24 protein-coding genes are annotated in these 25,685 nt (G+C 57.6%); 12 read left to right on the top strand and 12 right to left on the bottom strand.

Annotation, left to right across the window (positions count from 1 at the left end; genetic code table 11):
• Positions 1-6: 6 nt before the first annotated feature.
• Positions 7-969, top strand: coding sequence for a hypothetical protein (locus tag ACTG3X_RS07125; protein WP_439110555.1), 963 nt, complete (start codon positions 7-9; stop codon positions 967-969).
• An 18-nt stretch (positions 970-987) separates the two neighbouring features.
• Here the strand turns inward: ACTG3X_RS07125 and ACTG3X_RS07120 are convergent, their stop codons facing one another.
• Positions 988-2,358, bottom strand: coding sequence for a class II 3-deoxy-7-phosphoheptulonate synthase (locus ACTG3X_RS07120; RefSeq protein WP_439110554.1), 1,371 nt, complete (start codon positions 2,356-2,358; stop codon positions 988-990).
• Positions 2,359-2,578: 220 nt separating this feature from the next.
• On the opposite strand from ACTG3X_RS07120, the gene ACTG3X_RS07115 reads away from it, so the two are divergent.
• The gene (locus ACTG3X_RS07115) at positions 2,579-3,586 is read left to right on the top strand and encodes a GlxA family transcriptional regulator (RefSeq protein ID WP_439110553.1); all 1,008 of its coding nucleotides are present in this window, start codon (positions 2,579-2,581) and stop codon (positions 3,584-3,586) included.
• Between the two features lie 58 nt (positions 3,587-3,644).
• Here ACTG3X_RS07115 and ACTG3X_RS07110 read toward each other — a convergent pair whose 3' ends face one another.
• Both ACTG3X_RS07110 and ACTG3X_RS07105 read right to left on the bottom strand, forming a co-directional pair.
• Positions 3,645-4,265: a hypothetical protein gene (locus ACTG3X_RS07110; protein ID WP_439110552.1), complete on the bottom strand. Its 621-nt coding sequence runs from the start codon at positions 4,263-4,265 to the stop codon at positions 3,645-3,647.
• 46 nt (positions 4,266-4,311) lie between these two features.
• Positions 4,312-5,331, bottom strand: a complete 1,020-nt coding sequence (locus ACTG3X_RS07105) for a PQQ-dependent sugar dehydrogenase (protein ID WP_439110551.1) — start codon at positions 5,329-5,331, stop codon at positions 4,312-4,314.
• A 275-nt stretch (positions 5,332-5,606) separates the two neighbouring features.
• On the opposite strand from ACTG3X_RS07105, the gene ACTG3X_RS07100 reads away from it, so the two are divergent.
• The 8 genes from ACTG3X_RS07100 (at position 5,607) to ACTG3X_RS07065 (ending at position 12,949) form a co-directional block, all read left to right on the top strand.
• Entirely contained in the window at positions 5,607-6,779 is a 1,173-nt protein-coding gene (locus ACTG3X_RS07100; protein WP_439110550.1) for a type III PLP-dependent enzyme, read from the top strand.
• Between the two features lie 126 nt (positions 6,780-6,905).
• On the top strand, positions 6,906-8,090 hold the full coding sequence (locus ACTG3X_RS07095) for an ABC transporter substrate-binding protein (RefSeq protein WP_439110549.1): 1,185 nt from the start codon (positions 6,906-6,908) through the stop codon (positions 8,088-8,090).
• A gap of 84 nt (positions 8,091-8,174) precedes the next feature.
• Positions 8,175-8,957, top strand: a complete 783-nt coding sequence (locus ACTG3X_RS07090; protein WP_439110548.1) for an ABC transporter ATP-binding protein — start codon at positions 8,175-8,177, stop codon at positions 8,955-8,957.
• Positions 8,954-9,784: an ABC transporter ATP-binding protein gene (locus tag ACTG3X_RS07085; protein ID WP_439110547.1), complete on the top strand. Its 831-nt coding sequence runs from the start codon at positions 8,954-8,956 to the stop codon at positions 9,782-9,784. The genes ACTG3X_RS07090 and ACTG3X_RS07085 overlap by 4 nt, the downstream gene beginning before the upstream one ends.
• Before the next feature lie 2 nt (positions 9,785-9,786).
• Positions 9,787-10,143, top strand: a complete 357-nt coding sequence (locus ACTG3X_RS07080; RefSeq protein WP_439110546.1) for a hypothetical protein — start codon at positions 9,787-9,789, stop codon at positions 10,141-10,143.
• The gene (locus tag ACTG3X_RS07075; protein ID WP_439110545.1) at positions 10,143-11,153 is read left to right on the top strand and encodes a branched-chain amino acid ABC transporter permease; all 1,011 of its coding nucleotides are present in this window, start codon (positions 10,143-10,145) and stop codon (positions 11,151-11,153) included. The genes ACTG3X_RS07080 and ACTG3X_RS07075 overlap by 1 nt, the downstream gene beginning before the upstream one ends.
• Positions 11,150-12,454: a branched-chain amino acid ABC transporter permease gene (locus ACTG3X_RS07070; protein WP_439110544.1), complete on the top strand. Its 1,305-nt coding sequence runs from the start codon at positions 11,150-11,152 to the stop codon at positions 12,452-12,454. The genes ACTG3X_RS07075 and ACTG3X_RS07070 overlap by 4 nt, the downstream gene beginning before the upstream one ends.
• Before the next feature lie 3 nt (positions 12,455-12,457).
• A complete protein-coding gene (locus tag ACTG3X_RS07065; protein ID WP_439110543.1) occupies positions 12,458-12,949 on the top strand; it encodes a hypothetical protein in 492 nt (163 codons plus the stop codon).
• Positions 12,950-12,996: 47 nt separating this feature from the next.
• On the opposite strand, the gene ACTG3X_RS07060 is transcribed toward ACTG3X_RS07065, so the two are convergent.
• Positions 12,997-14,517 carry a helicase HerA-like domain-containing protein gene (locus ACTG3X_RS07060; protein WP_439110613.1) on the bottom strand — a complete coding sequence of 507 codons (1,521 nt, stop codon included), beginning with the start codon at positions 14,515-14,517 and terminating at the stop codon, positions 12,997-12,999.
• A 497-nt stretch (positions 14,518-15,014) separates the two neighbouring features.
• Here ACTG3X_RS07060 and ACTG3X_RS07055 point away from each other — a divergent pair, with 497 nt between their 5' ends.
• Positions 15,015-15,644 carry an invasion associated locus B family protein gene (locus ACTG3X_RS07055; protein WP_439110542.1) on the top strand — a complete coding sequence of 210 codons (630 nt, stop codon included), beginning with the start codon at positions 15,015-15,017 and terminating at the stop codon, positions 15,642-15,644.
• Between the two features lie 54 nt (positions 15,645-15,698).
• Here ACTG3X_RS07055 and ACTG3X_RS07050 read toward each other — a convergent pair whose 3' ends face one another.
• From ACTG3X_RS07050 to ACTG3X_RS07035, 4 genes are read right to left on the bottom strand one after another with little or no spacing between them, the layout of a single operon-like run.
• On the bottom strand, positions 15,699-16,907 hold the full coding sequence (locus ACTG3X_RS07050; RefSeq protein WP_439110541.1) for a beta-ketoacyl-[acyl-carrier-protein] synthase family protein: 1,209 nt from the start codon (positions 16,905-16,907) through the stop codon (positions 15,699-15,701).
• Positions 16,908-16,912: 5 nt separating this feature from the next.
• Positions 16,913-17,173 carry an acyl carrier protein gene (locus ACTG3X_RS07045; RefSeq protein ID WP_439110540.1) on the bottom strand — a complete coding sequence of 87 codons (261 nt, stop codon included), beginning with the start codon at positions 17,171-17,173 and terminating at the stop codon, positions 16,913-16,915.
• Positions 17,174-17,203: 30 nt separating this feature from the next.
• A complete protein-coding gene (lpxD, locus tag ACTG3X_RS07040) occupies positions 17,204-18,295 on the bottom strand; it encodes a UDP-3-O-(3-hydroxymyristoyl)glucosamine N-acyltransferase (RefSeq protein WP_439110539.1) in 1,092 nt (363 codons plus the stop codon).
• Positions 18,296-18,324: 29 nt separating this feature from the next.
• Complete coding sequence (locus ACTG3X_RS07035; RefSeq protein WP_439110538.1) at positions 18,325-19,935, bottom strand: L,D-transpeptidase family protein; 1,611 nt, start codon at positions 19,933-19,935, stop codon at positions 18,325-18,327.
• A 322-nt stretch (positions 19,936-20,257) separates the two neighbouring features.
• On the opposite strand from ACTG3X_RS07035, the gene ACTG3X_RS07030 reads away from it, so the two are divergent.
• Positions 20,258-20,836 carry a YcbK family protein gene (locus tag ACTG3X_RS07030; RefSeq protein ID WP_439110537.1) on the top strand — a complete coding sequence of 193 codons (579 nt, stop codon included), beginning with the start codon at positions 20,258-20,260 and terminating at the stop codon, positions 20,834-20,836.
• A 139-nt stretch (positions 20,837-20,975) separates the two neighbouring features.
• Here ACTG3X_RS07030 and ACTG3X_RS07025 read toward each other — a convergent pair whose 3' ends face one another.
• The 4 genes from ACTG3X_RS07025 to ACTG3X_RS07010 all read right to left on the bottom strand — a co-directional run bounded on the left by ACTG3X_RS07025 (position 20,976) and on the right by ACTG3X_RS07010 (position 25,597).
• The gene (locus ACTG3X_RS07025; RefSeq protein ID WP_439110536.1) at positions 20,976-21,176 is read right to left on the bottom strand and encodes a hypothetical protein; all 201 of its coding nucleotides are present in this window, start codon (positions 21,174-21,176) and stop codon (positions 20,976-20,978) included.
• 5 nt (positions 21,177-21,181) lie between these two features.
• Positions 21,182-21,358, bottom strand: a complete 177-nt coding sequence (locus ACTG3X_RS07020) for a hypothetical protein (protein WP_439110535.1) — start codon at positions 21,356-21,358, stop codon at positions 21,182-21,184.
• 127 nt (positions 21,359-21,485) lie between these two features.
• Positions 21,486-22,694, bottom strand: a complete 1,209-nt coding sequence (rlmN, locus tag ACTG3X_RS07015; protein WP_439110534.1) for a 23S rRNA (adenine(2503)-C(2))-methyltransferase RlmN — start codon at positions 22,692-22,694, stop codon at positions 21,486-21,488.
• 110 nt (positions 22,695-22,804) lie between these two features.
• Positions 22,805-25,597, bottom strand: coding sequence for a bifunctional aconitate hydratase 2/2-methylisocitrate dehydratase (locus ACTG3X_RS07010; RefSeq protein ID WP_439110533.1), 2,793 nt, complete (start codon positions 25,595-25,597; stop codon positions 22,805-22,807).
• Between the last annotated feature and the right edge of the window lie 88 nt (positions 25,598-25,685).

Below are 25,685 nucleotides of genomic sequence, written 5' to 3'. Positions count from 1 at the left end.
CAATACATGCCGCATGTCTTTCTGCGACCACATGGAAATCTTGGCAATCATATGCTGTTGCAGATGACGGCGCTTTGCCTTGTGAGGGAAGTGCCCAACCTGACACTCTCAGGATATAATATACCTGAATGGGGGATCACGAAGGGCCGCGTTCGCAACAACAGGCCACCGTTGCCCAGAATTCGGGGGCACGACACTGACTACGGGTGTGTTGTGGAGATGTTGAAGAGCGGCGACCTAGAGCTCGCAATACTGCGCGACATCGCATTTCAGGTCGACCTCTACGGCGACCCTTCTGTCTTTCGCGATGTTTTCCCCAAACAGGTCACGCCGGCGCAAACGGCAGGCGAAGGCGAGCTGCTCATCAACGTGCGCGGTGCCGAGATCCTGAAAGCGCGCTCTACAGCCTACGGCCCGATCAATGTGGCATACTATGAGAGACTGGTTGAAGAAACAGGGCTAAGCCCCGTATTTCTTGGCCAACTTGGAGACGAGTATAACACCGACTTGCTGAAGAAGCGTTTTCCAAAGGCCCGATTTATTCCGAGCCAAGGAGCTATAGCTGATTTTGAAGCCATTCGCGGTGCACGCCATATCGCCGTCAGTATAAGCACATTTTCATGGCTCGCAGCCTGGCTGTCCGAGGCAGAAACGATTCATCTCCCGCTGATTGGGATGCTCAACCCCCGGCAAAGGCCCGACATCGCACTCGCACCGGCGAATGACCCGCGCTACAGGTTCCACCTGTTCCCAGAGCGGGAGTGGGTCGGCAACGATGCGCAAATAAACGCGCTCGCGGGCCCAGACCCGTCACGCGAAATCACACGGATAGAGCTGCGCACACTTCTACAGGACGCTCGGGAAAGCCGCGCCAAGCCACGGGCAGACGCTTTGGAGCGACTACGCAAAAGAGCACAGAAGGTGCGGCCTTTTGTTCCAATTCTGCGGCGCCTTTATCCAACCGGGTAAAAGCGCCGCAAAAGTGATTTAAGCTGTTGCTTTTGCGAGCGTTTCCTTGCGCAAGCTTGTCAGCTCTTCCGCCACAAGGAAGGCAAGCTCAAGCGACTGCGACGCGTTCAAGCGTGGGTCGCAGGCTGTGTGGTAGCGATCTGAGAGATCTTCATCTGTCACATCACGCACGCCACCTGTACACTCGGTCACATCCTGACCTGTCATCTCGAAGTGGACGCCACCCGGCTGGGTGCCTTCGGCTTTGTGCACCGCAAAGAATTCGCGCACTTCGCCCAGCACCTGCCCGAAGGGGCGTGTCTTGTAGCCAGAGGACGACTTGATGGTGTTGCCATGCATCGGGTCACAGACCCAAACCACTTTGGCCCCCTCTTCTTCCACTGCGCGGATGAGTTTTGGCAGGTGGTCTCCCACTTTGCCCTGACCAAAACGCGCGATCAGCGTGAGGCGGCCCTCTTCATTTTCAGGGTTGAGCGTGGCCATCAGGCGCTTGAGGTCGTCAGGCTCCATCGAGGGGCCACATTTCATACCGATGGGATTGAGCACGCCACGGGCAAACTCGACATGGGCGCCATCGGGCTGGCGGGTCCGATCGCCGATCCAGACCATATGGCCAGAGCCAGCCAGCCAGTTGCCTGACGTGCTATCAAGACGTGTCAGCGCCTCTTCATACTCCAGAAGCAGCGCTTCATGGCTGGTGTAGAATTCGACAGAGCTGAACTCGTGGGTGGTTTTACCCGTGATTCCCGCAGCTGCCATAAAATCGATGCTGTCTTGAATGCGTGCCGTGATATCTCCGTAGCGCGATGCGCCTTCGCCTTCGGCAAAGCCAAGCGTCCAGGAGTGAACACGGTTCATATCGGCAAAACCGCCTGTCGAAAACGCGCGCAGCAAGTTGAGCGTTGCAGCGGATTGCATATAGGCTTTCAGCATTTTCTCAGGGTTAGGAATGCGCGCATCTGACGTGAAATCAAGATCATTGATGATGTCGCCACGGTAGCTTGGCAGCTCCTGACCATTCACCGTCTCTGTGGGGGCTGAACGCGGCTTGGCAAACTGCCCCGCCATGCGGCCCACTTTGATCACAGGCACTTTGGCGCCGTATGTCAGCACCATGGCCATTTGCAACATGACCTTGAACGTGTCGCGGATCGCGTCGGCGGAGAACTGGTCAAAGCTCTCGGCGCAGTCGCCCCCTTGCAGCAAAAAGGCTTCACCGCGCCCAGCAGCGGCCAGATGGGCCTTGAGGCGGCGCGCTTCGCCCGCAAAGACAAGCGGCGGATATTTTGAAAGCTGTCCTTCAACCGCTTCAAGCTGGGCTTGGTCGGTATAGTCGGGCATCTGGACCCGAGGCTTGTTGCGCCAGCCAGATTTAAGCCATTCCGTCATTGTCTTTACTCCACTTCAAGTCTTGCGAAGCCGCCTTATAGCGCTGGCTTGGCCTAAAAACCATATCAGAAATGAAATGCGCTTGCGCAGGGCCAAAGAAACGATATGCACCGTCGGTGACGTTTTTGCGGCATGTGATGTCTTGACGCAGGAGCAAACCTCTGCCCAAGTGACAAAAAGCGACACATGCGTGCCGTGTTCGAATTGCGAAAGCCCCACAATGAGCCTGCAACAACGCCCGACAATCAAGCTTGAGAAGACCCCGGAGAAACCAAGGCGGTTTATCTTTGCCTTGCTGGAAAACTTCACGCTGCTCAGCTTTGCCTCCGCAATTGAAGCCTTGCGGATTGCCAACCGTATGGCGGAGCACCCGCTCTATGAGTGGAAGCTCGCAGGCGAAGGCGGCACGACAGTCACCTGCTCTGCGGGCACAGAGTTCAAACTGGATATGGATCTTGATGACACGATGCGCGACGACACAGTGCTAGTGTGCAGCGGGATCAATGTTCAGGCGGCCACCTCCAAGCGCCTTGTCTCGTGGCTGCGCCGCGAGGCCCGCAAGGGGCCGATTATTGGCGGGCTGTGCACAGCGGCTTACACGCTGGCCAAGGCAGGTCTGCTTGATGGCAAGCGCGCCACGATCCACTGGGAAAACCAGGACAGTTTTGCCGAGGAATTTGACGAGGTCGAGCTGACCAAATCTGTCTTTGTGATAGACAAGAACCGCCTCACCACAGCGGGCGGCACAAGCTCGATTGATTTGATGCTCAAGATCATTGCCGATGACCACGGCGAAGAGCTGGCCAATGCGGTCGCAGACCAGCTGATCTATTCTTCCATCCGCACCGACCAAGACACCCAGCGTCTTTCGGTGCCGACCCGTATTGGCGTGCGCCACCCCAAGCTGAGCCTTGTGATCCAGATGATGGAAAGCAATATCGAAGAGCCGATCAGCCCCGCAATCCTTGCGCGCGATGTGGGCATGTCGACCCGCCAGCTTGAGCGCCTCTTCCGCCGCTATCTCAACCGCTCGCCGAAGCGCTACTATATGGAGCTGCGCCTGCAAAAAGCGCGCAACCTGCTCATGCAGACAGATATGAGCGTGATCAATGTGGCGCTGGCCTGTGGCTTTGCCTCGCCCTCGCATTTCTCCAAATGCTACCGCGCCCATTACAACACGACCCCCTACCGCGAGCGCGGCTCACAGGCGACGCGGCTGTCGATCTAGGATACTTGATTTTTGGGGCAAAAAGCGCTAGGTAGAAGCAGCTGCATCACAAGCAGCATTATTGAGGTAGATTATGACGCAACCTGATCCGATCGAGATCTGACTTTAACTTCGCTGTGCGCTCTTCCAGTGAGAGTTCGCTCGGCTTTGTGTGTTTGCAGCTCAACCCCAAATCGCGAAACGCCTCACAAAAGCGCTTAAGCAGGTCTTCTCCAAGCTGCTGCGTTTCTTCTGTGCGGCGAAACAAACGTTTGATAACATTGAGCTTTCCCTGCGCAGATATGGTTTTGAAGCTGGCCTTGTCCAAGCCGCCAATGATTTCGCGGATTTTTTCAAGATCGCCGTAAAACTCCACAACATCGCGGATGAACGCATCGGGCAAATCGCTCAGCCTTGACATATTGTCGGCATAAACGACCGTGTGGCGCGCATCGGTAATATGGGGGATCAGGTCTGCGTTGGCCTGGAAGGCTTTGAGCAGATCCCCATAATCCAGCGAGGCTTCGTTGAAGCGCCTCAGGTCGGTGGTATTAAAGTCAATTTCGGCGAACAATCCGCGAATGTAGGATTTGGTCATGCGCTCTGAGTGCCGCTGCTCTCGCAGCAAGTCCCAAAGCTTGGATGCGCCAAAGACAAAGAGCGCTGCCAAGCCTGTAAACGTAACAAAAGAACCATCCATGGCAAAACTCTAGCCACTGGGGCAAAGCCCGTAAAGCCGCTATGCTCTACTTCGGGTCGATCCTGTAGAGCGCGCCACGCCCTTCGCTCAGAAACCAGATGCCGCCCTCAGGTCCTTCGCGCACATCGCGCACGCGCTGGGTTTCGCGAGACTGGATCATACCTGTCTGCTCGCGACCGCCTGCCGCCAACACGGCGATATGGTCAAACTTGAGCGAGCCGACGAGGAAACGCCCCTGCATGTCTGGCCAGTTGGTGCCAGAGTGAATGGCAAAGCCCGAGGGCGCGATAGAGGGATCCCAGTAGAACACGGGCTGCTCAAAGCCGTCTTTGGCCGTGCCTTCGCCGATCTTGGCACCAGAGTAGTGCCTGCCGTAAGAGATAATGGGCCAGCCGTAGTTCTTGCCCTCCTCAATTCGGTTGATCTCGTCTCCGCCGCGCGCGCCGTGTTCATGCGCCCAAAGCTGGCCTGAAGCGTCAAAGGCAAGCCCCTGCGGGTTGCGGTGGCCTTTTGTGATGGCGACCGAGCCGCGCTCGGGGTCAATCCTGATGATGCTTCCGTTATGGCGCGCGGGGTCTTGGGCGCTGGGTCTGTCGCCACGGTCCCCGATGGTGAGAAAGACGCTGCCGTCGTCCGCCTCGGCCAGACGCCCGCCAAAGTGCCGCCCGCCTGTGCTGTCGGTCTGCATCTCGAATATCTCGATGACATCCACGAGCCTGTCGCCCTCAAGACGCGCCATGCTGACGGCTGTGCCCGCGCCTGCTTTGGCATAGCTGAGATAAATCCGCCCGTTTGCCGCAAAGTCGCGCGCGGGCAGCACATCAAACAAGCCGCCCTGCCCCCTGTCTTCAGACGCGGGCAGCCCTGTGATCTCGCGGCGCGTGCCGTCGCGGGCGATCCGCCACAGCTTGCCGCGCTTTTCCGTCACCAGCACATCGCCTTCAGGCAGAAACCCGATGCTCCACGGCCCGTTCAGGCCCGAGGCTATTTCGGTGATCTGGCCAATCTCCTGCGCATGGGCAGGCAAAGGCAGCATGAGGGCGGCTGCGAGTAAAATATGTTTCATAATCTCAAAGTAGCGCAGCACGGCGCGCAATCAACTGACATGCGCGTGAATGAGGATTTTCAGCCATATTTTGCAAGGCTTCAGAGAAAGTTTGGCGCGCTGCATTTTCCATATTGTCGCGACTCACTTTTGGCCTCATATGGCGAAAATATAGACGCCAACGCACGCGCCTCTGGCCTGTAGCATCAACGCACACGTGTTTACGTAGCGACGGTAACGTCTCCCTGTGGAACTGAGCGGCCATATCCTTGGCCGGGTCTATTTGGAGATGACCCATGACGATGCAACCTGCTGGCGCTTTTGCGCCTCTTTCTTCTGCCGTGCCCTCACGTTTGGATGACTATATCAACGCCCATAGCTTTGAGCGCCCCACTGTGGTGCTGGATACTGACCGCGTGCGCGCGCAGTATCACCGCCTCAAGGCGGGTCTTGGCCGGGCTCATATCCATTATGCCGTAAAGGCCAACCCGGAGCCTGCGATCCTTGCGGCGCTGGTGGCGGAAGGCGCAAGCTTTGATGCCGCCTCGCGCGGCGAGATCGCGCTTTGCCTTGCCCAAGGCGCTGCGCCTGCCCGGATTTCTTTTGGCAATACGGTCAAACGCGCCTCTGACATTGCCTATGCTTATGGCGTTGGCGTCCGCCTCTTTGCGGCTGACAGTGCGCCCGAGCTTGAGAAAATCGCCGCACATGCCCCGGCAGCGCAGGTCTACATCCGCTTGCTTGTGGGGGTATCAGAGGCCGACTGGCCGCTCAGCCGCAAGTTTGGCTGCGATGGCGCAATGGCGCTTGAGCTGCTCACGCAGGCCCGCGCGCTGGGCCTTGTGCCTGTGGGCTTCTCGTTTCATGTCGGCTCACAAACCCGCCGCGCCGAGATGTGGGCCGCCCCGCTGGCCGCCATTGCCAAGACATGGCACGCCGCACAGGCGCAAGGCCATGTGCTTACGCTGCTCAATATTGGCGGCGGCTTCCCCGCGTTTTACGGCGAGACCATCGAAGCCCCGACAGAATATGCGGCAAATGTCATGGCGCAGGTCGATGCGCTTTTCGGAGCACCGGCCCACATTATGGCCGAGCCTGGCCGCGGGCTTGTGGCGGAGGCGGGCGTGATTGTCGCTGAAGTGCTGCTTGTCTCGCGCAAATCAGCCGATGATCTGGCGCGCTGGGTCTATCTGGATATCGGGCGTTTCTCGGGCCTTGCCGAAACCGAGGGTGAAGCGATCCGCTATCAGCTGGAAACAGACAAAGACGGAGGCCCCGAAGGCCCCTGTATCTTGGCTGGGCCAAGCTGTGACAGCGCCGATGTGATGTATGAAAAGCGCCCCGTTCTGCTGCCGCTCGACCTTGTGGCTGGTGACCGTGTTCTGATCCGCAACACGGGGGCTTACACCACCACATACTCAAGTGTGGGCTTCAACGGCTTTCCGCCGCTGGATGTCTGTGTGATCTGAGCGCCCTGACCAAGCGTTGGCCACGCTAACGCTTGGTCAACCTTTGCAAAATGCTGCTTTTCTTTTTAAACGGCTGCGCTATTCTGACGGACAGTCAAAAACAAAAACATGACTTGGGAGAATAAAATGAAAAAACTACTTATGGCGACAGCCACAACAGCTCTTATGGCTGGCGGAGCCTTTGCAGAAGATGTCAAAATCGGCATCATCCTCGGCTTCACTGGCCCACTAGAATCAATCACACCTGCCATGGCGGCCGGTGCTGAGCTTGCCATGCAAGAAGTGACAGACAGCGGCAAATTCATGGGCGGGTCTTCTGTGACCCCCGTGCGCGCTGACTCAACCTGCATCGACGCCGCCGCCGCCACATCGGCAGCCGAGCGTCTTGTCACATCAGACGGCGTTGCCGGCATCATGGGCGCAGATTGCTCAGGCGTGACTGGCGCGATCCTTCAGAACGTGGCCCGCCCCAACGGTATCGTCATGGTCTCGCCGTCAGCCACATCCCCTGGCCTCTCAACCGCCGAAGATGACGGCCTGTTTTTCCGCACAGCGCCATCAGATGCGCGCCAGGGCGTGATCGTGACAAACATCCTGCAAGACCGCGGCTTCAAAGAAATCGCGATCTCATACACCAACAACGACTACGGCAAAGGCCTTGCCGATGCGATCCAGACCGAGTTTGAAGCGGCTGGTGGCACGGTCACAATCGTTTCGGCCCACGAAGATGGCAAAGCCGACTACTCAGCTGAAGTTGGCGCCCTTGCGTCAGCGGGTGGCGAAGTGCTCGTCGTCGCGGGCTATGTTGACCAAGGCGGCTCGGGCATCGTGCGCTCCGCTCTGGACACAGGCGCGTTTGAAACATTCTACTTCCCCGACGGCATGGTCGGCACGAAGCTGAATGAAAACTTCGGCGCAGAGCTCAACGGCTCGTTCGGTGCATATCCGGGGACAGACAGCAAAGGCGCTGGCGTGTTTCTTGAGATGGCCACAGCCGCCGGCTTTGACGGCACAGGCGCGTTCTCGCCAGAGAGCTACGATGCGGCTGCGCTCATCATGATGGCGATGGCAAAAGCAGGCTCGACAGCCTCAGCTGACTACAAAGACCACATCATGGATCTGGCAAACGCACCGGGCGAGCAAATCTTCCCGGGCGAGTTGGCCAAAGCGCTTGATCTCATCGCAGCAGGCACAGACATCGACTATGTCGGCGCAACTGCGGTTGAGCTTGTTGGTGCGGGTGAATCAGCCGGTAACTATCAGGAAATCGAATTCGCCGATGGCGTCTATTCGACAATCGGCTACCGCTGAGTTCTGACCTGAGCAATAGACAGCCCGAGGCTTGCTTCGGGCTGTTTTGCATATCTGAAATACGACAATCGGGGGGAGACATGCATGATCGAGGTGCATGATCTGCATAAGCACTTTGGCGGCTTTCATGCTGTTGACGGCGCTACGCTGAGCATAGAACAAGGCTCTATCACGGGCCTGATTGGCCCGAACGGAGCGGGTAAGACCACGCTGTTTAACGTGATCGCTGGTGTTTTGCCGCCCACGTCGGGGCGCGTGATCATGGATGGCGAGGACATCACCGGCCTGCCGCCACATACGTTGTTTCACAAGGGCTTGCTGCGAACCTTCCAGATTGCGCATGAATTTTCGTCCATGAGCTGCCGTGAAAACCTGATGATGGTGCCTGCGGGCCAGTCGGGTGAAACGCTGTGGAACACATGGTTCGGGCGCAAGCGCATCGCCGATGAAGAGCGTGCGCTGCGGGCCAAAGCTGATGAAGTGCTCGAGTTTCTCACCATCGAACATCTGGCCGACCACAAGGCAGGTCAGGTTTCGGGCGGGCAGAAAAAGCTGCTGGAGCTGGGCCGCACCATGATGGTGGATGCCAAGATCGTCTTTCTCGACGAGGTGGGCGCAGGCGTGAACCGCACGCTGCTCTACACGATCTCGGACACCATCAAGCGCCTCAACGAAGAGCGCGGCTATACCTTTGTTGTGATCGAACATGACATGGACTTTATCGGCATGCTCTGTGACCCCGTTATCTGTATGGCCGAGGGCCGCGTGCTGGCCGAAGGCACGCTGGACGAGATCAAGGCAAACCCCGAAGTCATCGAGGCCTACCTCGGCACAGGGCTTAAAAACAAAGACAAGGTGGGCGCATGACCTCCAACCCATACCAAGACGATCGCGGCAACAAAGACCGCTCGATCGGCAACCCGAAAGGGGCAGGCGAGATTGTGCACCGCAAAGGCGGCGCGGCCAGGAAAGGCCGTGACGATGCGCCCTTCCTGATCGGTGAGAACATGACAGGCGGCTATGGCAAAGATGGCCCCGACATCCTGCACAACTGCACCATATCCGTAGATCGCGGCGAGATCGCTGTGATCGTTGGCCCCAATGGCGCGGGCAAATCAACCGGCATGAAGGCGATCTTCGGCATGTTGAACCTGCGCGAAGGCTCTGTGACGCTTGATGGCGAAGACATCACCGCTCTGTCCCCGCAAGACCGCGTTGTGAAGGGCATGGGCTTTGTGCCCCAGACCTCCAATATCTTCACCTCTCTCACGGTGGAAGAAAACCTTGAGATGGGCGCGTTCATCCGCACCGATGATTTCTCGGATACGATGACACAGATCTATGATCTCTTTCCGATCCTGAAAGAAAAGCGCAATCAGGCCGCAGGCGAGCTTTCGGGCGGCCAGCGCCAGCAAGTGGCCGTGGGCCGCGCGCTGATGACCAAGCCCAAGCTTTTGATGCTGGATGAGCCGACAGCGGGTGTCTCGCCCATTGTGATGGACGAGCTGTTTGACCGCATCATTGATGTGGCGCGCACGGGTATCCCGATTTTGATGGTCGAGCAAAACGCACGGCAAGCGCTTGAAATCGCGGATAAAGGCTATGTTCTTGTGCAAGGTGCCAACGCGCACACAGGGTCAGGCAAAGAGCTTCTGGCCGACCCTGACGTGCGCCGTAGCTTCTTGGGGGGCTGAGGATGCGCTGCAAAGCTGCCACTCTGAAAGCCCTCTGTCTTGGCGCAAGCCTTGCTGCCGCAAGCCCTGCCGCGGCCTTTCTCTGCAGATTTGACACCGAGTGCTACGAGGCCGACAGCTGCGCGCCCTCTACATTCATGTTGGAAGTGCAGCTGGAGGACAACAGCATCTCGACGGAGGCAGGTGACTGGATCATTGTCGCCAAAAAGACAGAGCCTGCGCTCATCACAATGTTTGCTGCCGCCAAAGGCACAGAATATCTCATGTCAATCACGCCCGAGGCCGCGCGCCTGAGCGGACACCTCAACGCTGGGCCGCGCGCGATCCAGTATCTCGGCACGTGTGAAGGAGCCTTCTAATGGACCTACTCAACGCTTTTGTGGCTCTGGCCAACTTTGTTCTTATCCCTGCTACAGCCTACGGCGCACAGCTTGCGCTTGGCGCGCTCGGGGTGACGCTGATTTACGGTATCCTGCGGTTCTCAAACTTCGCCCACGGCGACACAATGGCCTTTGGCGCTATGGTGACTGTGCTCTTCACATGGTGGTTCCAGAGCATGGGCATCAGCTTTGGCCCTCTGCCCACAGCGCTTCTGGCCCTGCCCTTCGGGATCTTGGGCTGTATCGGGCTTTTGTTGCTCACCGACCGTGTTGTCTACAAATTCTACCGCGAGCAAAAGGCCAAGCCCGTGATCCTTGTGATCGTGTCGATGGGTGTGATGTTTATCATGAACGGCCTCGTGCGGTTTATCATCGGCCCGGATGACCAGCGCTTTGCCGATGGCGAGCGTTTCATCGTCTCGGTGCGCACATTCAAGGAAATGACAGGGCTGCAAGAGGGCCTTGCCATCAAGACAACCCAAGGTATTACGCTTGTCACCGCGATTGTTGTGGTGGCTGCGCTCTTCTGGTTTCTCAACCGCACGCGCACGGGCAAATCCATGCGCGCCTATTCAGACAATGAAGACCTCGCGCTTCTCTCAGGGATCAACCCAGAGCGTGTTGTGATGGTCACCTGGATCATCGTGGCCACTCTCGCAACCATCGCAGGTGTGCTCTATGGCCTTGATAAGACGTTCAAACCCTTTGTCTACTTCCAGCTTCTGCTGCCCATCTTTGCGGCGGCCATCGTGGGTGGCCTTGGCAACCCGCTGGGGGCGATTGCGGGCGGCTTCGTCATCGCTTTCTCTGAAGTCACCGTGACTTACGCTTGGAAAAAAGTGCTCGTCTACGCAATGCCGGAGCGGCTTGAGCCCGATGGTTTGGTGCAGCTTCTCAGCACCGACTACAAATTTGCCGTGAGCTTCGTGATCCTTCTGATCGTGCTCATTTTCAAACCCACAGGTCTATTCAAGGGGCAGTCGGTATGAACGAGACACTCCGCAACACCATCTATTTCGCGCTTGTCGCCCTTCTTATTGTGGGCACAGGCATCTTGCAGTCGTGGAACTCGGCTCTGTTTATTCTCAACATGGGGCTGATCTCGGCCATCATGGCGCTTGGTGTGAACCTTCAGTGGGGGTTTGCCGGGCTGTTCAACGTGGGGATCATGGGCTTTGTGGCTCTGGGTGGCCTTGCCACAGTGCTCGTCTCCATGCCCCCTGTTGAAGGCGCTTGGAGCGCGGGCGGCGTGCGTATCTTGCTGGGCCTTGGCCTTGGTGTGATGAGCATCATCTCAACGGTTCTGCTGTTTCAACGTATGGACGCAGGCCGCACCCGCACACTCGCCGTTCTGGCGGTGTTGATCATTGGCTTCTTTGCCTTCCGCGCTGTGTTTGACGGCGGTGTAGAGGCAGTCGAGGCGATCAACCCTGCTGTTTCGGGCAATATTGGCGGCCTTGGCCTGCCTGTGCTGCTGGCCTGGCCCATAGGTGGCCTGTTTGCGGCTGGTGCGGCATGGATCATTGGCAAGACAGCACTTGGCCTGCGCTCTGATTACCTTGCCATTGCAACGCTCGGCATCGCCGAGATCGTGATTGCTGTGATGAAGAACGAAGACTGGATGGCGCGCGGCGTCAAGAACGTGATCGGCCTGCCCCGCCCTGTGCCCTATGAGATTGATCTGCAAAGCTCACCTGCTTTTGTTGCGCAGGCCGAAAGCTTCGGCATTGACCCTGTCACGGCCTCAACCCTCTGGGTAAAGCTGCTTTATGCGGGCCTGTTTGCTGTTGTTCTGCTCATCCTGTTTCTGATGGCACAAGCCGCGCTCAAAAGCCCTTGGGGCCGCATGATGCGCGCAATCCGCGACAATGAGAACGCCTCTGAAGCCATGGGCAAAGACGTGAAGGCGCGCCATTTGCAGATCTTCATTCTCGGCTCTGCCATCTGCGGCATTGCTGGCGCGATGATCACCACGCTGGATGGCCAGCTCACACCCACCTCCTATCAGCCGCTGCGCTTTACCTTCCTTGTCTGGCTCATGGTGATCGTGGGCGGCTCAGGCAACAACCTTGGGGCCGTGCTTGGTGGCTTTGTGATCTGGTTCTTCTGGGTTCAGGTCGAGCCGATGGGGCTTGCCTTCCTCACGCTCATAACCTCGGGCATGGCCGAGGGCAGCGCCGTCAAAGCGCATCTGTTGGACTCTGCTGCGCATATGCGCCTGCTGACAATGGGCATCATTCTGCTCTGCGTGCTCAGGTTCAGCCCGCGTGGCCTGATACCGGAGAAGTAACCCATGCAGCCCCTTGCCCGCCCCGCCCTTGTTGGCGTTGCCTTCTTTGCTGTCGTCTGCGCAGCGCTTGTCGGCCTTTGGGTCTATATGCCCAAGGGCGAGGTCAAGTGGTATCCATCGCTGTGGATGCGCCTTGCTGCGATCAGCCCGTTGTTTTTCTCAAGCCGGATTGCGCCCATGGTGTTTAGAACGCTCGGAACGCGGATGAACGGGCAAGACAGGCTCGTCTTTGCCGCTGTCTTTGGCGCGGGTGTGGGCGTTGTGGCCATCCTCACAGAGGCCGCGATTGTCACGCTGACCTTTGCACAGACAGAGCCACTCACCTTTCTTGAGGTGCTGTTTGCACCGCTGTCCTCGCGTTACACGCTCGGCATTTTTGCAGGCATCAGCTTTGCCAGTTCGGCGGTCCTGGCTGCGGGTTTTGTCGGCCTCATGAGCGTGCCCATTCGGGTGCTGAGCCTTGAGCAACAGAGCAAAGCCAGAGACGCCAAATAAGCCGATAGGTTGGGCGCAAAAGAGCGTGCGCCCAACACCAGCTGCGTTTAGCGGCCCTTGAAGAGGCCACCGAGAATACCGCGGATAATGCGACGCCCCGTTGTCCCTTTGAGCTCTTTTATGACCTGTTTTGTCAGAGCCTCGCCAAAGCTGTCACCACGGCTGCTGCGCGAGGACGAGCGGGACACGCCTGCGCCCTCATAGCGCCGCGCGGCCTTGAACTCGCGCTCTTTTTCTTCGGCCATTTCTTCTGCACGCTCGGCGGCCTCGGCCTCACGCGCGGCTGTTGCGGCACGCTCGGACAGCATTTCAAAGGCTGAGTGGCGGTCAAGAAGCGCCTCATACTTGCCTGCAATGTGGGAAGACCCGATCACAGCGGCACGCTCGGCAGGCGTTATCGGCCCCAGCTGCGAGCTGGGCGGGCGGATCAACGTGCGCTCGGCGATCCCCGGAACGCCCTTGTCTTCCAGAAACGACGTCACAGCCTCGCCCACACCGACATCGCGAATGGCCTCTTCAATGTCAAAGCGCGGGTTGGGGCGATAGGTCTGTGCCGCCAGACGCAGCGCCTTCTGGTCACGCGCCGTAAAGGCGCGCAGCGCGTGTTGCACACGGTTGCCCAGCTGGCCCAGAATATCATCAGGCACATCATCGGGGTTTTGTGTGATGAAATAAACGCCCACCCCCTTGGAGCGGATCAACCGCGCCACTTGTTCGACCTTATCCACCAAAACCTTGGGCGCCCCCTCAAAGAGCAAATGCGCCTCATCAAAGAAGAACACGAGCTTGGGCTTGTCAGGGTTGCCCACTTCGGGCAGCTCTTCAAACAGCTCAGAGAGCAACCACAGCAAAAAGGTTGAATAGAGCCGTGGTGAAGACATCAGTGTATCTGCGACCAGAACGTTCACGCGCCCCCGTCCCTCTGCATCCACAGCCATGATATCGCTCAGCGCCAGTGCAGGCTCGCCAAACAGCTTGTCACCGCCTTGGTTTTCCAGCACGAGCAAGCGCCGCTGGATCGCCCCGATGGACGCAACAGAGACATTGCCATAGCGCAGCGAAAGCGTGTCTTTGTTCTCTCCCACCCAGACAAGCAGCGCCTGAAAGTCTTTGAGGTCCAGAAGCGGCATGCCCTCCTCATCCGCCACACGGAAGGCAATGTTCACAACACCTTCTTGCGCCTCGGTCAGCTCAAGCAACCGCGAAATGAGCAGTGGCCCCATCTCGGCCACGGTCGTGCGAATGGGGTGGCCCTGCTCGCCAAACAAATCCCAGAAAGTAACGGGGAAGCTGTCATAGGTATAGTCAAAAAACCCGATCTTCTCGGCCCGGCTCGTGAACGCGCCATGCAGCTTTCCAGCCTCGCTGCCGGCTTTGGCCAGCCCCGAGAGGTCGCCTTTCACGTCAGCCATAAACACAGGCACACCCGCGTTGGAGAAGCTCTCGGCCATGATCTGCAAGGTCACGGTTTTGCCAGTGCCTGTCGCCCCCGCAATCAGGCCGTGGCGGTTGGCGTATTTCAGTTTGAGCGCTTGCGCCTCGTTTTGCGCAGCACCGCCGCCGCCCATGAAAATCCCGTCTGTCAAAGCCGTCTCCCCTTAAACCACACGCGTTCGTCTGATTCCGAACGCTTCCCTTACAGTAATTTAATGTTTTGGCCTCAGTATCAAGCGTGCTTCGCGCCTCATGTCCTCTTGGTGCGAAGCTGACTTCCTCCCTGTCAGACTAGGCCGCGCTTTCGGGTGCGGCCCTTTTTTTCGCCTGTGCTCAAAGCCTGTTGACGCCTGCGACCGAGTGTCATACGCTTGGCTCAATATAAGTCGGCCAAGTCCGACGGGGAGAGAAAATCGAAGAAGGGGCCTTGCGGCTCCTTTTTCTATGGGGCCCCTGAATGTTCTGGCAATCTGCACGATTTAGCACCTCACACAGCCCGCGATTTTATGTCAGCAGAGTAACCTCTTGCGCAAGTTTACGCTGATTGTGCGCACCTCCCGACTGTTTTGGCGCTGACACTCGAGAAGCTGCGTGCTAAGCGAGGGCTAAGCGGAAATAACAGGTAGAATTCATGCAAATCACGTATCGCACAGCACTCCTTATGGCCCTTTTGGCCGCGCCCCTTGGGCTCAACGCCCAAACAGCGACAGACGAGACAGCGCCCCAAGCGGCTGAAGAACCAGCACCCGCCATCGCGCCAGCGCCAGATGATCTGAGCCTTGGCGAAGAGGCCATTCCAGAGCCCTACATCAAACAGGAGTTTGGAGACTGGAAATTGCAGTGCTTGCGCGATCCCAATCTGGCTGAAACGGCAGAGCCCGCCAATGAGCCGTGCCAGCTGTTCCAGGTCTTGCAAGACGACCAAGGCACCAATGTTGCCGAAGTCACAATCTTCCCGCTGGCCGATGGTGGCAAAGCCGTTGCTGGTGCCAATATTCTGGTACCGCTGGAAACCTTGCTCTCGGCACAGCTCACAATCCAGATCGACAATGGAAACGCGCGCCGCTACCCCTATAGCTTCTGTAGCCCCATCGGCTGCTTTGCCCGTGTCGGCTTCACAAATGAAGATATTGCCGCCATGAAAAAAGGCGCAAAAGCCAAAGTTCTGCTGCGTCCGGCCCCGGCACCTGACGAAGTGGTTACGCTTGATATGTCACTGGCAGGCTTCACCGCTGGCTTTGATAGCCTCAGCCTCAAGTAAGACTTCTGTCTGTTGAACAGCCGTCCGCAGCAATGCGGGCGGCTTTTTTGTGGCTCAAAGCTTTTTCAGCGCAAGCACGGCATTGAGCCCGCCAAAGGCAAAGGCATTCGAGAGCACAGCCGTAACCTTGGCCTCGCGCGCCTCATTGGGCACCACATCAAGCGCACATTCAGGATCGGCCTCTTCATAGCCGATCGTGGGCGCTATGATGCCGTCGCGCAGCGCCATGATACAGGCCAGAAGCTCGACAGCCCCCGTACCGCCAATCAGATGCCCATGCATCGATTTGGTCGACGAGATCATCAACCTGTCGGCATGGGCGCCAAACGCATCGGCCACTGCGGCGCATTCTGTCTTGTCGTTGGCGGCCGTGCCCGTGCCATGGGCGTTGATATAGCCCACATCCTCGCGGTTGAGCTTTGCATCACGCAGTGCGCCGGCGATCGCGCGCGCGGCACCTTGCTTTGAGGGCATCACAATATCGGCGGCATCGGATGTCATGGCAAACCCTGCCACTTCAGCAAGGATCTCAGCGCCGCGTGCGCGTGCGTGCTCGTAGTCTTCAAAGACAAACACACCCGCGCCCTCGCCTTGCACCATGCCGTTGCGGTTGGCGCTGAAGGGGCGGCACGCGTCTTTAGACATCACGCGCAGGCCCTCCCAAGCCTTAACGCCGCCAAAGCACAACATGCTTTCAGAGCCCCCCGTGATCATCACAGGCGCGGCCCCGCCGTGCACCATCTGAAAGGCCTGCGCCATGGCATGGTTCGAGCTTGCACAGGCGCTGGCCACGGTAAAACTCGGGCCTTTGACGTTGAATTCCATGCTCACATGGCTGGCGGCTGCATTGTTCATAAGCTTGGGCACCACAAAGGGATGCACACGGTTCTTGCCGTCTTCATAGACCGAGCGGTAATTCTCATCGAGCGTGGTCATACCACCCCCCGAATTGCCCAGAATGACCCCTGAGCGCGCCGCAAGCTCGCCCGAAAACACCAGCCCCGACTGCGCAATCGCCTCACGCGCGGCGATCAGCGTAAACTGTGTGAAACGGTCATAAAGCGAAAGCTGCTGGCGGTTGAACAGTGTTTCAGGCTCAAAGCCTTGCACCTGTGCGCCGATCTGAACGGCGAGCCGTTCGACATCCTGCATCACAAGCTGGCCGATGCCACAGCGCCCCTCGGCCATGGCCTTGAGCGTATCTGGCACATTCTGTGCCAGAGCGTTGATCGTACCCGCCCCCGTGATCACCACGCGCTTCATGCGGGTTAGCCTTTTTGCGCAGCAATAAGCGCCTCGATACCAGCGGTAATGCTCGCCACAGTGGAGATATCAAACTCCGAGGCGTCGGGCGCATTGGCATTGAACGGGATCGAAATATCAAAAGCCTCTTCAATCGCGAAAATGCTCTCGACAAGGCCCAGGCTGTCAATGCCAAGGCTCTCAAGCGTGCTGTCCATGCTCACGTCGGATGGCTCCAAGACAGCCTGCTCCGCGATAATCTCGATGACTTTGTCCTGAACGCTCATATCACCCCCAAGTGTATGTCTGCTGCCCGTTTAGTCGCTCTTGTCACTCTTGAAAACCGCTTTTTGCAGCTCGGCCACCTGCTTCATTAGCCGCGGCAAGCGCCGCATCGCCTTGTAGGTTTCCACATGGGTTTCCATCTTCACAGCCGGATATCCGAGCAGAACCCGCCCTTTGGGCACATTGGTGAAAATCTTGGTGGCCCCCCCCGCGATGACATTGTCACCGACAAAGATATTGTCGTTCAGGCCGACCTGCCCTGCAAAGACACAGTTGTTGCCGATGGTGGATGAGCCCGCCATACCAACCTGCCCACAAATCAGACAGTCGGTTCCGATCACAACATTATGGCCAATATGAACAAGGTTATCGAGCTTTGTGCGCGCGCCGATTTTCGTGTCGCGCACTGTGCCACGGTCGATACAGGCGTTCGCGCCGATCTCGCAATCATCTCCGATATGCACGGCGCCAAGCGAATGGATACGCTCCCAATGCTGGCTCTCGCCAGTGCCCTGATCCCCGAGCGAGGCGCGGGTGCGCTCCACGGCGCTTTCCTCGGGCGTCACAAAGCTGAAGCCATCACCGCCCACAACAGCGCCGGGCTGCACAATAACCCGCGCGCCCAACGTGGTGCGCGCGCCGATGCGGACGCCCTCGCGGATAAAACAGCCCTCACCAAGAGTGGCACAGGCGCCAATAAAGGCCTGTGGCCCAACGATGCTTCCCGCGCCAATGCGCGCACCAGCCATAACAACCGCCAGTGGCCCCACACGCACCCCCTCGCCCAGCTCGGCGGCAGGGTCGATTATGGCCGAGGGGTGGATGCCTTCGGGGTAGCTTTCGCCCGGATCAAACTGTTTGCTCAAGCCCGAGAGCGCATAGCGCGGGCGCGGCGGAATAATCGCCGCCTTGAGGCCAAGCGCTTCAAAGTCAGCGCCCTCCCAAAGCACAGCCGCCAAAGCCCCGCCTTCAGACAAACGCTCTGCAAAAGCAGGTTTCATGGCCAGTGCCAAAGCCCGTGGGCCAGCCTCTTGCGGCTCTGCCACAGAGTCGATTTCAATAGAAAGATCGCCAAGAGCTTGCGCTCCAAGCGATCTGGCAATGGTTTCAATCGTATAGGTCATGACCCGATCCTGCTTATGGGCCTCAAGGATTATCCTTGAACCGCCCGAAGCACCACCCCTGCTTTTGCAAGCGCGTTCCAGATCTTGGCATCACGGCCATAGATATCGCGACGGAACTTTGTCCCACCCTTCGCATCGGTAAAGGCGGTGCGGTAGATGATATGCACAGGCACCTGCGGCTCAAGCTGCACGGCGGTCTCGCGCCCTGTGTCCAAGTGCTTGTGGAAGGCAGCCTTGGGGTCACTCTCCTGCTTGGCCAGCAACGCATAGGCAAACTCGAACGGGTCGTTCAGGCGCACACAGCCGTGGCTGTAGGCGCGGGTTTCGCGGCTGAAAAGGTTTTTGGCGGGGGTATCGTGCAGGTAAATGTTGTATTTGTTGGGGAACATAAACTTCACCAGCCCAAGCGCGTTGCGCTGTGAGGGCGGCTGTTTGATGTTGAACGGAAAGGTGCGCGCTGTGTAATTGGCAAAGTTGATATTGCTGCGCGACACTTCACGCCCGCGGCTGTCATAGAGCTTGAGGTGGCCAGCTGCATTGCGGTTGCGCTGCATCATCGGCAGGTACTCTTTGGTCGCAATGGAGCGGGGTACATTCCATGTCGGGTTGATCGCCATATACTCCATCACATCCGAGAACTCGGGGGTGCGGCGGTCGCTGTCATTGGCGCCCACGACAGAGCGGGTTTCAAATGTCACTTTGCCATTGTCGACAATACGGGCGGAAAAATCGGTGATGTTCACCAGAATATGACGTTGGCCGCGGTCTTGGTTGACCCAGCGTTCGCGCTCCAGCGCCACAATAATCGACTTGAGGCGATCGGCGGCAGATGTGTTGATCTCGGCCATCGTGCCAGCCCCGGCCACACCATCGGCATCAAGGCCGTGATCTTGCTGAAACTGCTGCACAGCCGCCTGAATGGTGGCGTCATATTCGGGTGAGACCGAGCGGCCGACATAGCCCATAGCGCTCAAACGGTCGCGCAGAGCCACAACAGATGCACCCGACTGACCGGGCTTGAGCGACTTGGCTGATACGGTCTCCCCGAAATCGCCAGAGGCGATGAGCTTTTCAAAGCGCAGCTTTGCCTTGAGCAGACGCGCGTATTCAGGCGTGCGCGGCGGCAAGGCCTTAAAGAAACTGTTGGGGTTTGATTTGACAAAATTCACAAGGTAGCTCTCGCGCGCCCGATACGGGATCGCGCGGACAATGCCACTGTCGATCTTGCTGGGCACAAGCGCGCCTGTCTGCATATTCTGGGCCAGCTCGATGAACACTTTGCTCATCTCGACTTCGACAAGCCCGCGCGCGCGTGGCGAATTGGCGGCTTTGAGCTTGGCCATCAGCCCCTCGGCGTCATAGCGCTTGGCGGGCAAGCCATGTAGATCAGCCGCCTCGATCGCTTTGAACAGGGCCTTGCGGCGCTGCGCATCCTTGCCAAAACTGCCTGTCCAGACAGGGTCATAATCATTGGCGCGGTAAAACGCGGAAATATCATCATCGCGCGACGCCGCTTCAGCCACCGCTTGCTTAAAAGCCGTCACCTCGGCTGCAACAGGTGATGACACCATAAGCCAGCCCGCAAGCGTGACGAAAACAGCTAGAAAAAAGCTGTGAAACCGGATTGCTGAAAAATACATAGAGCCCCCACTCGATATTGTTTTTGTTCACCAGACGTGAACTCTCTTTTGATATAGCTCAAATGCGCTGTCCACTCACAACTGTATTATCAGCGCATCAGATAGGGGAACTAATGCATCAAATCCTCACAATCAGGCCGAATGGGGCAGTTTTGCAGATTTTCAGCAAAATTTTGCCGAAAATTCAGAGTAATCAATCATATGGGCAAACTGATCTTGGCCCTTGATTCGAAGTATGCCATAAGATTGCAACATCTTGGGGGATGAAGGTAGGACACGCGGGACACACCGCGATACAGGTAACGAGCGACGGGACGACGCTATGACCATGAAACAGACATCGAGCTCAACGAGCTTTTCCAGACGTGCTTTGCTTGGGGCTTTTGCCGCCACAGCGCTCGTCGCGGCCCCAACCTATTCCAAAGCCGCAGGGCTTCTGCGCGGATCGGGCGACATTCGCCGCATCAAAATGTACTCTTCGCGCACCGGTGAAAAGATCGATATGATCTACTGGGTTGAAGGCGACTACATCAAAGATGCCGTGCAAGAGGTGAACCATTTTATGCGCGACTGGCGCACAGGCGATGTGAAAAACATGGACCTGCGCACAATCGACATCATGGCAGCCTCTCTCAACCTTCTGGATGTGAGCGAGCCTTATCTGCTTCTCTCGGGCTACCGCAGCCCGAAAACAAACGCCATGTTGCGCTCGCGCTCCAGCGGTGTTGCCAAGAATTCGCTTCACCTCAAAGGTCAGGCCGCTGACTTGCGCCTCTCCTCACGCTCGGTCAGCCAAATGGGCCGCGCAGCCGCCTCTTGCGCCGCAGGCGGTGTTGGCCGCTACTCGAGCTCAAACTTCGTTCACATGGATTGCGGCCCCGTCCGCACATGGGGCAAATAACGCATCTGTTGCACGTGAGCGCCCGCTCACAGTGTGAAAGACATAAAGAGAACCCGCTCTGAGGCGGGTTTTTCTTTGTCATACACATAGCTCATGCTGACAGTATCAGGAAAACTTGGGGCGTGAGCGCCCGGCTTCTTCAGCCGAGCGTCATGATCCGCAGGCCGTGGGGCAAGGTTGCAAGATAGCTGCCCTCTTCACTGCGCGAGATCGTAAAGCCAAGGCGGGCGAGCCGCCTTTGACGGTCTTGCAGGGTGTCGCTGCTGCCCAGGATGGGCGCTACCAGCGCTTTGATCTGGCGCATCACCACAGGGTTACAAGCGTGTACAACAGGTTGCATCACGATCACCCCATCAATGCGCAGAGATCGTTGCCGCGCAACACAGAGGTCACAAAACGGCCCTTATCGCTCTCGCGGATCGCATAGCCATAGCCCCGCAGGCGGTGCTTCCACTCCCGGTCAGAAACGGCCAGCTTGCGCTCGCGCATCACCACATCACGGATTGTCTCAATATCGCTCATCATCTCTTTGCTCCTTTGCCTCAGTGCAAAAACACACTGTTTACAAAACCAGCATTGTTCAGCCCTGTGGCGCTGATTTAGCACAAAAGGGGAAACATTAAGATTTGAGAGGTATTTTCAAGGCAGTTTAGCCGTTCAGCCCTGCTTCTGCCTCAATCTGGCGGCGTGACTTGCGCTCGCGCTCTGTTGCAGACTTCAGCTGCCCACAAGCCGCCATGATATCTTCGCCCCGCGGACGACGGATCGGCGAAGAATACCCCGCCTTGTGCACGATATCGGCAAATTGCTCGATCTGGTCCCAATCAGAGCGCTCATAGGCCGAGCCGGGCCACTCGTTGAACGGGATCAAGTTGATCTTGGCAGGAATGCCCTTGATCAGCTTTACCAAGCGGCGCGCATCTTCCACAGAGTCGTTGACCCCTTTCAGCATCACATATTCAAAGGTGATACGCTCGGAGTTGCTCAGCTTTGGATATTCGCGCAAGGACGTCAGCAAAGCCTCAATGTTCCAGCGCTTGTTGATCGGCACAAGCACATCGCGCACCTCATCGGTGGTGGCATGAAAGCTCACCGCCAGCAAACAGCCGATCTCTTCGGCTGTCTTGGCAATGGCAGGCACAACGCCAGATGTGCTCAGCGTGATGCGGCGGCGCGAAAGGCTGATCCCCTCCCCGTCCATCGCGATTTTCATCGCGTCACGCACATTGTCAAAGTTGTAGAGCGGCTCGCCCATCCCCATCAATACGATGTTGGACAGCAGGCGCGCAGGCGCATCAGCGGTGCTTGCGCCCGGCTCTGGCCACTCGTCCAGATCGTCGCGCGCCACCATAACCTGCCCGATGATCTCGCCAGCGGTCAGGTTGCGCACCAGCTTCTGTGTGCCCGTGTGACAGAATGTGCAGGTCAGCGTGCAGCCCACCTGCGAGCTGATGCACAGCGTGCCACGGTTGGTCTCGGGGATATACACCACCTCGACTTCATGGCCCCCTGCGATCTTCACCAGATATTTGCGTGTGCCATCGTCGCTGACCTGCTTGGTCACCACTTCGGGCACCTCAATCACAAAGTGCGCATCAAGCTCGGCGCGAAAGCCTTTTGAAAGGTTGGTCATCACGCTAAAGTCGCGCTTGCCCCACTGATAGACCCACTGCCAAACTTGGTTAACACGCATTTTCAGCTGCTTTTCAGGCGTGCCAATGCGCGCAAATTCAGCGCGCAGCGCCTCACGTGTCAGACCAACGATATTGACCTTGCCGTCAGGCCCTTCGGGGCGCTTGCGCGGCACCGTCAGAACATCAGGGGTTACAGGGCCAGCGGCCTTTGTCTCGTCGGTCATCTTTTCTACCTTTCGCGCGATACGGCTTCATATAACATTCATGCGCCAATGCAAAACCCCTCCCCGTCACAGAGTGACAGGAAGGGGCGGTTTTGCGTGAGAAACGGTGTTTAGAAGTGTGCGGAGCCTGTTCCCAGCGGGATCTGCTGCGGTGGGGCAAACTTCGTAAGGTCGATCCCCTCTACAGCGGCCTTATACTCTTCCACCGTTGGTGTGCGCCCCAAGATAGCCGCCAGAACCACAACAGGCGTTGAGGCCAAAAGGCTCTCGCCCTTCTTTTCGTTGCTGTCTTCAACAACACGGCCTTGGAAGAGGCGCGTTGATGTTGCCAGAACCGTGTCGCCCTTGGCCGCTTTTTCCTGATTGCCCATGCAAAGGTTGCAGCCCGGGCGCTCAAGATAGAGCACATTCTCATACTCGGTGCGCGCTTTGCTCTTTGGGGCAAAGTCATCAAACTCAAAGTCGGAGTAGCGCTGCAGGATTTCCCAATCGCCCTCTTCTTTCAACTCATCAATGATGTTGTACGTCGGCGCAGCCACAACAAGCGGCGCTTTGAACTCTACTTTGCCCGTGGCGGTTTCAAGGTTGCGCAGCATTTGCGCCACGATCTTGATATCGCCCTTGTGCACCATGCAAGAGCCGACAAACCCGAGATCGACCTTTTTCTCGGCTTTGTAGTACGAGATCGGGCGAATGGTGTCGTGCGTGTAGCGCTTTGACACATCCACGTTGTTCACGTCAGGGTCAGCAATCATCGGTTCGTCAATCACGCTCAGGTCAACAACCACTTCGGCAAAGTATTTCGCGTTGTCATCCGGCGTCAGCGCAGGCACCGCGCCTGATTTGATCTCCGCAATCCGGGCATCGGCAATATCGACAAGCTTCTGCAGCATACCGTTTTCATGCTCCATGCCCTTTTCGATCATGATGTTGATGCGGCTCTTGGCAATCTCGAGCGATTCAATAAGCGTGTCATCGTTGGAGATACAGATAGAGGCCTTGGCCTTCATCTCGGCTGTCCAGTCGGTGAAGGTAAAGGCTTGGTCGGCCAGAAGCGTGCCAATGTGCACCTCGATGATACGGCCCTGGAAGACGTTGTCACCGTGCTGTTGGAGCATCTGCGCTTGCGTGGCGTGCACAACATCACGGAAGTCCATGTGGTCCTGCATCTTGCCTTTGAACGTCACTTTCACAGATTCAGGGATCGGCATGGTCGCCTCACCTGTTGCCAGCGCCAGCGCCACTGTGCCTGAGTCTGCCCCAAAGGCCACGCCTTTGGACATCCGCGTGTGGCTGTCACCCCCGATGATGATCGCGCGGTCATCCACAGTGATGTCGTTGAGCACCTTGTGAATAACGTCTGTCATCGCGTGATAGGCATCTTTCGGGTCACGCGCGGTGACAAGGCCGAAATCGTTCATGAATTTCATCAAGCGCGGTGTGTTGGCCTGCGCCTTCAAGTCCCAAACAGAGGCCGTGTGACACCCCGATTGGTAAGCTCCGTCCACAGAGGGTGACAAAATCGTCGCCGCCATGGCCTCAAGCTCCTGGCTTGTCATCAGGCCTGTCGTGTCTTGTGAGCCAACGATGTTGACCTTGACGCGCATATCAGAGCCCGCATGCAGCGGCTTGTCCGACTTTACGCCAACAGCGTTGCGGTTGAAGATTTTTTCAACAGCCGTAAGGCCTTGGCCCTCGTTGTGGATCTCTTTTGAAGGTGCATAAGCTGACTCAAGCTCAACCCCGAGCGCCTCTGCGGCGAAGGTTTGCAGCTTTTTGCCAAAGACGATGGCATACGAGCCGCCCGCCTTCATGAATTCCATTTTCTGTGGTGTGAACGAGCTTTCAAGCGACACCAGTTCCTTGTCACCGGCCTCGTTGTAGAGCTTCTTGGTCTTGCTGTTGATCGTCAGAACCGTGCCTGTCTCAACAGAATACACCTGCTCAAGAACGGCGTCGCCCGCATCATTCAGCACAGGCTTGCCATCGGCTCCCAGCTTCTTGACCCAGTTTTTCAGATCAAGCCCGATACCACCTGTCACACCAACAGTTGTCAGAAAGATCGGCGAGATGCCGTTTGTCCCGGCCACAATGGGGGCGTAGTTCACGAATGGCACATAGGGGCTGGCCGGCTTGCCTGCCCAAAGTGCTACGTTGTTCACACCAGACATCCGCGAAGAGCCGACACCCATGGTGCCTTTTTCCGCAATGATCATGACCTGCTTGTCAGGGTGCTGCGCCTTGAGCGCTGTGATTTCGTCCTGAGCGGCCTTTGAGATAAAGCACTGGCCGTGCAGCTCACGGTCAGCGCGCGAGTGCGCCTGATTGCCCGGAGACAGCAAGTCCGTCGAGATATCGCCTTCGCCCGCGATAAAGGTCACCACCTTGATTTCTTCCTGTACATCCGGAAGCTTGGTGAAGAACTCGGCCTTGGCGTAGCTTTCCAGCAGATCTTTCGCCAGCGGGTTGCCCGCTTTGTAAGCCGCATCGATACGGGCGGTATCGGCCTCATAGAGGAAGACCTGTGTTTTCAGAACCTCTGCCGCTTGGCTGGCAAGGGCGGCATCATCGCCAAGAGCGATATCAAGCAGCACACCAATCGATGGGCCACCTTTCATGTGCGACAAAAGCTCGAACGCAAACTCTGGCGTGATCTCGGCCACATCGGCCTGACCAAGAATGATCTCTTTCAAGAAGGCCGCTTTGGCCCCCGCCGCGCTCGTTGTGCCGGGCAGCGTGTTGTAGATCAGAAAGTTAAGAGAGCTGTCTCTGTGCGCATTGCCCGCATCCTTGATCTGCGTAACCAGCTCGCTCACGAGCGCCGCATCATCAATCGGCTTGGGGTGGAGACCTTGCTCTTTACGAGCTTCGATTTCTTTCAGGTAGTCTGCGTACAAGCTCATCTTAAACCTCATGCATGAGTGATCACTGGGTCGCGTGAGGGCCAAAACCGTTTTTGAGCCCGCCAAACGATATTTGTATGCAGCGGTA

This window comes from Lentibacter sp. (assembly GCF_965658795.1).
Taxonomy (GTDB): domain Bacteria; phylum Pseudomonadota; class Alphaproteobacteria; order Rhodobacterales; family Rhodobacteraceae; genus Lentibacter.
The sequence above is the reverse complement of the archived record's forward strand: the minus strand, read 5'-3'. Positions and strand labels throughout refer to the sequence as shown.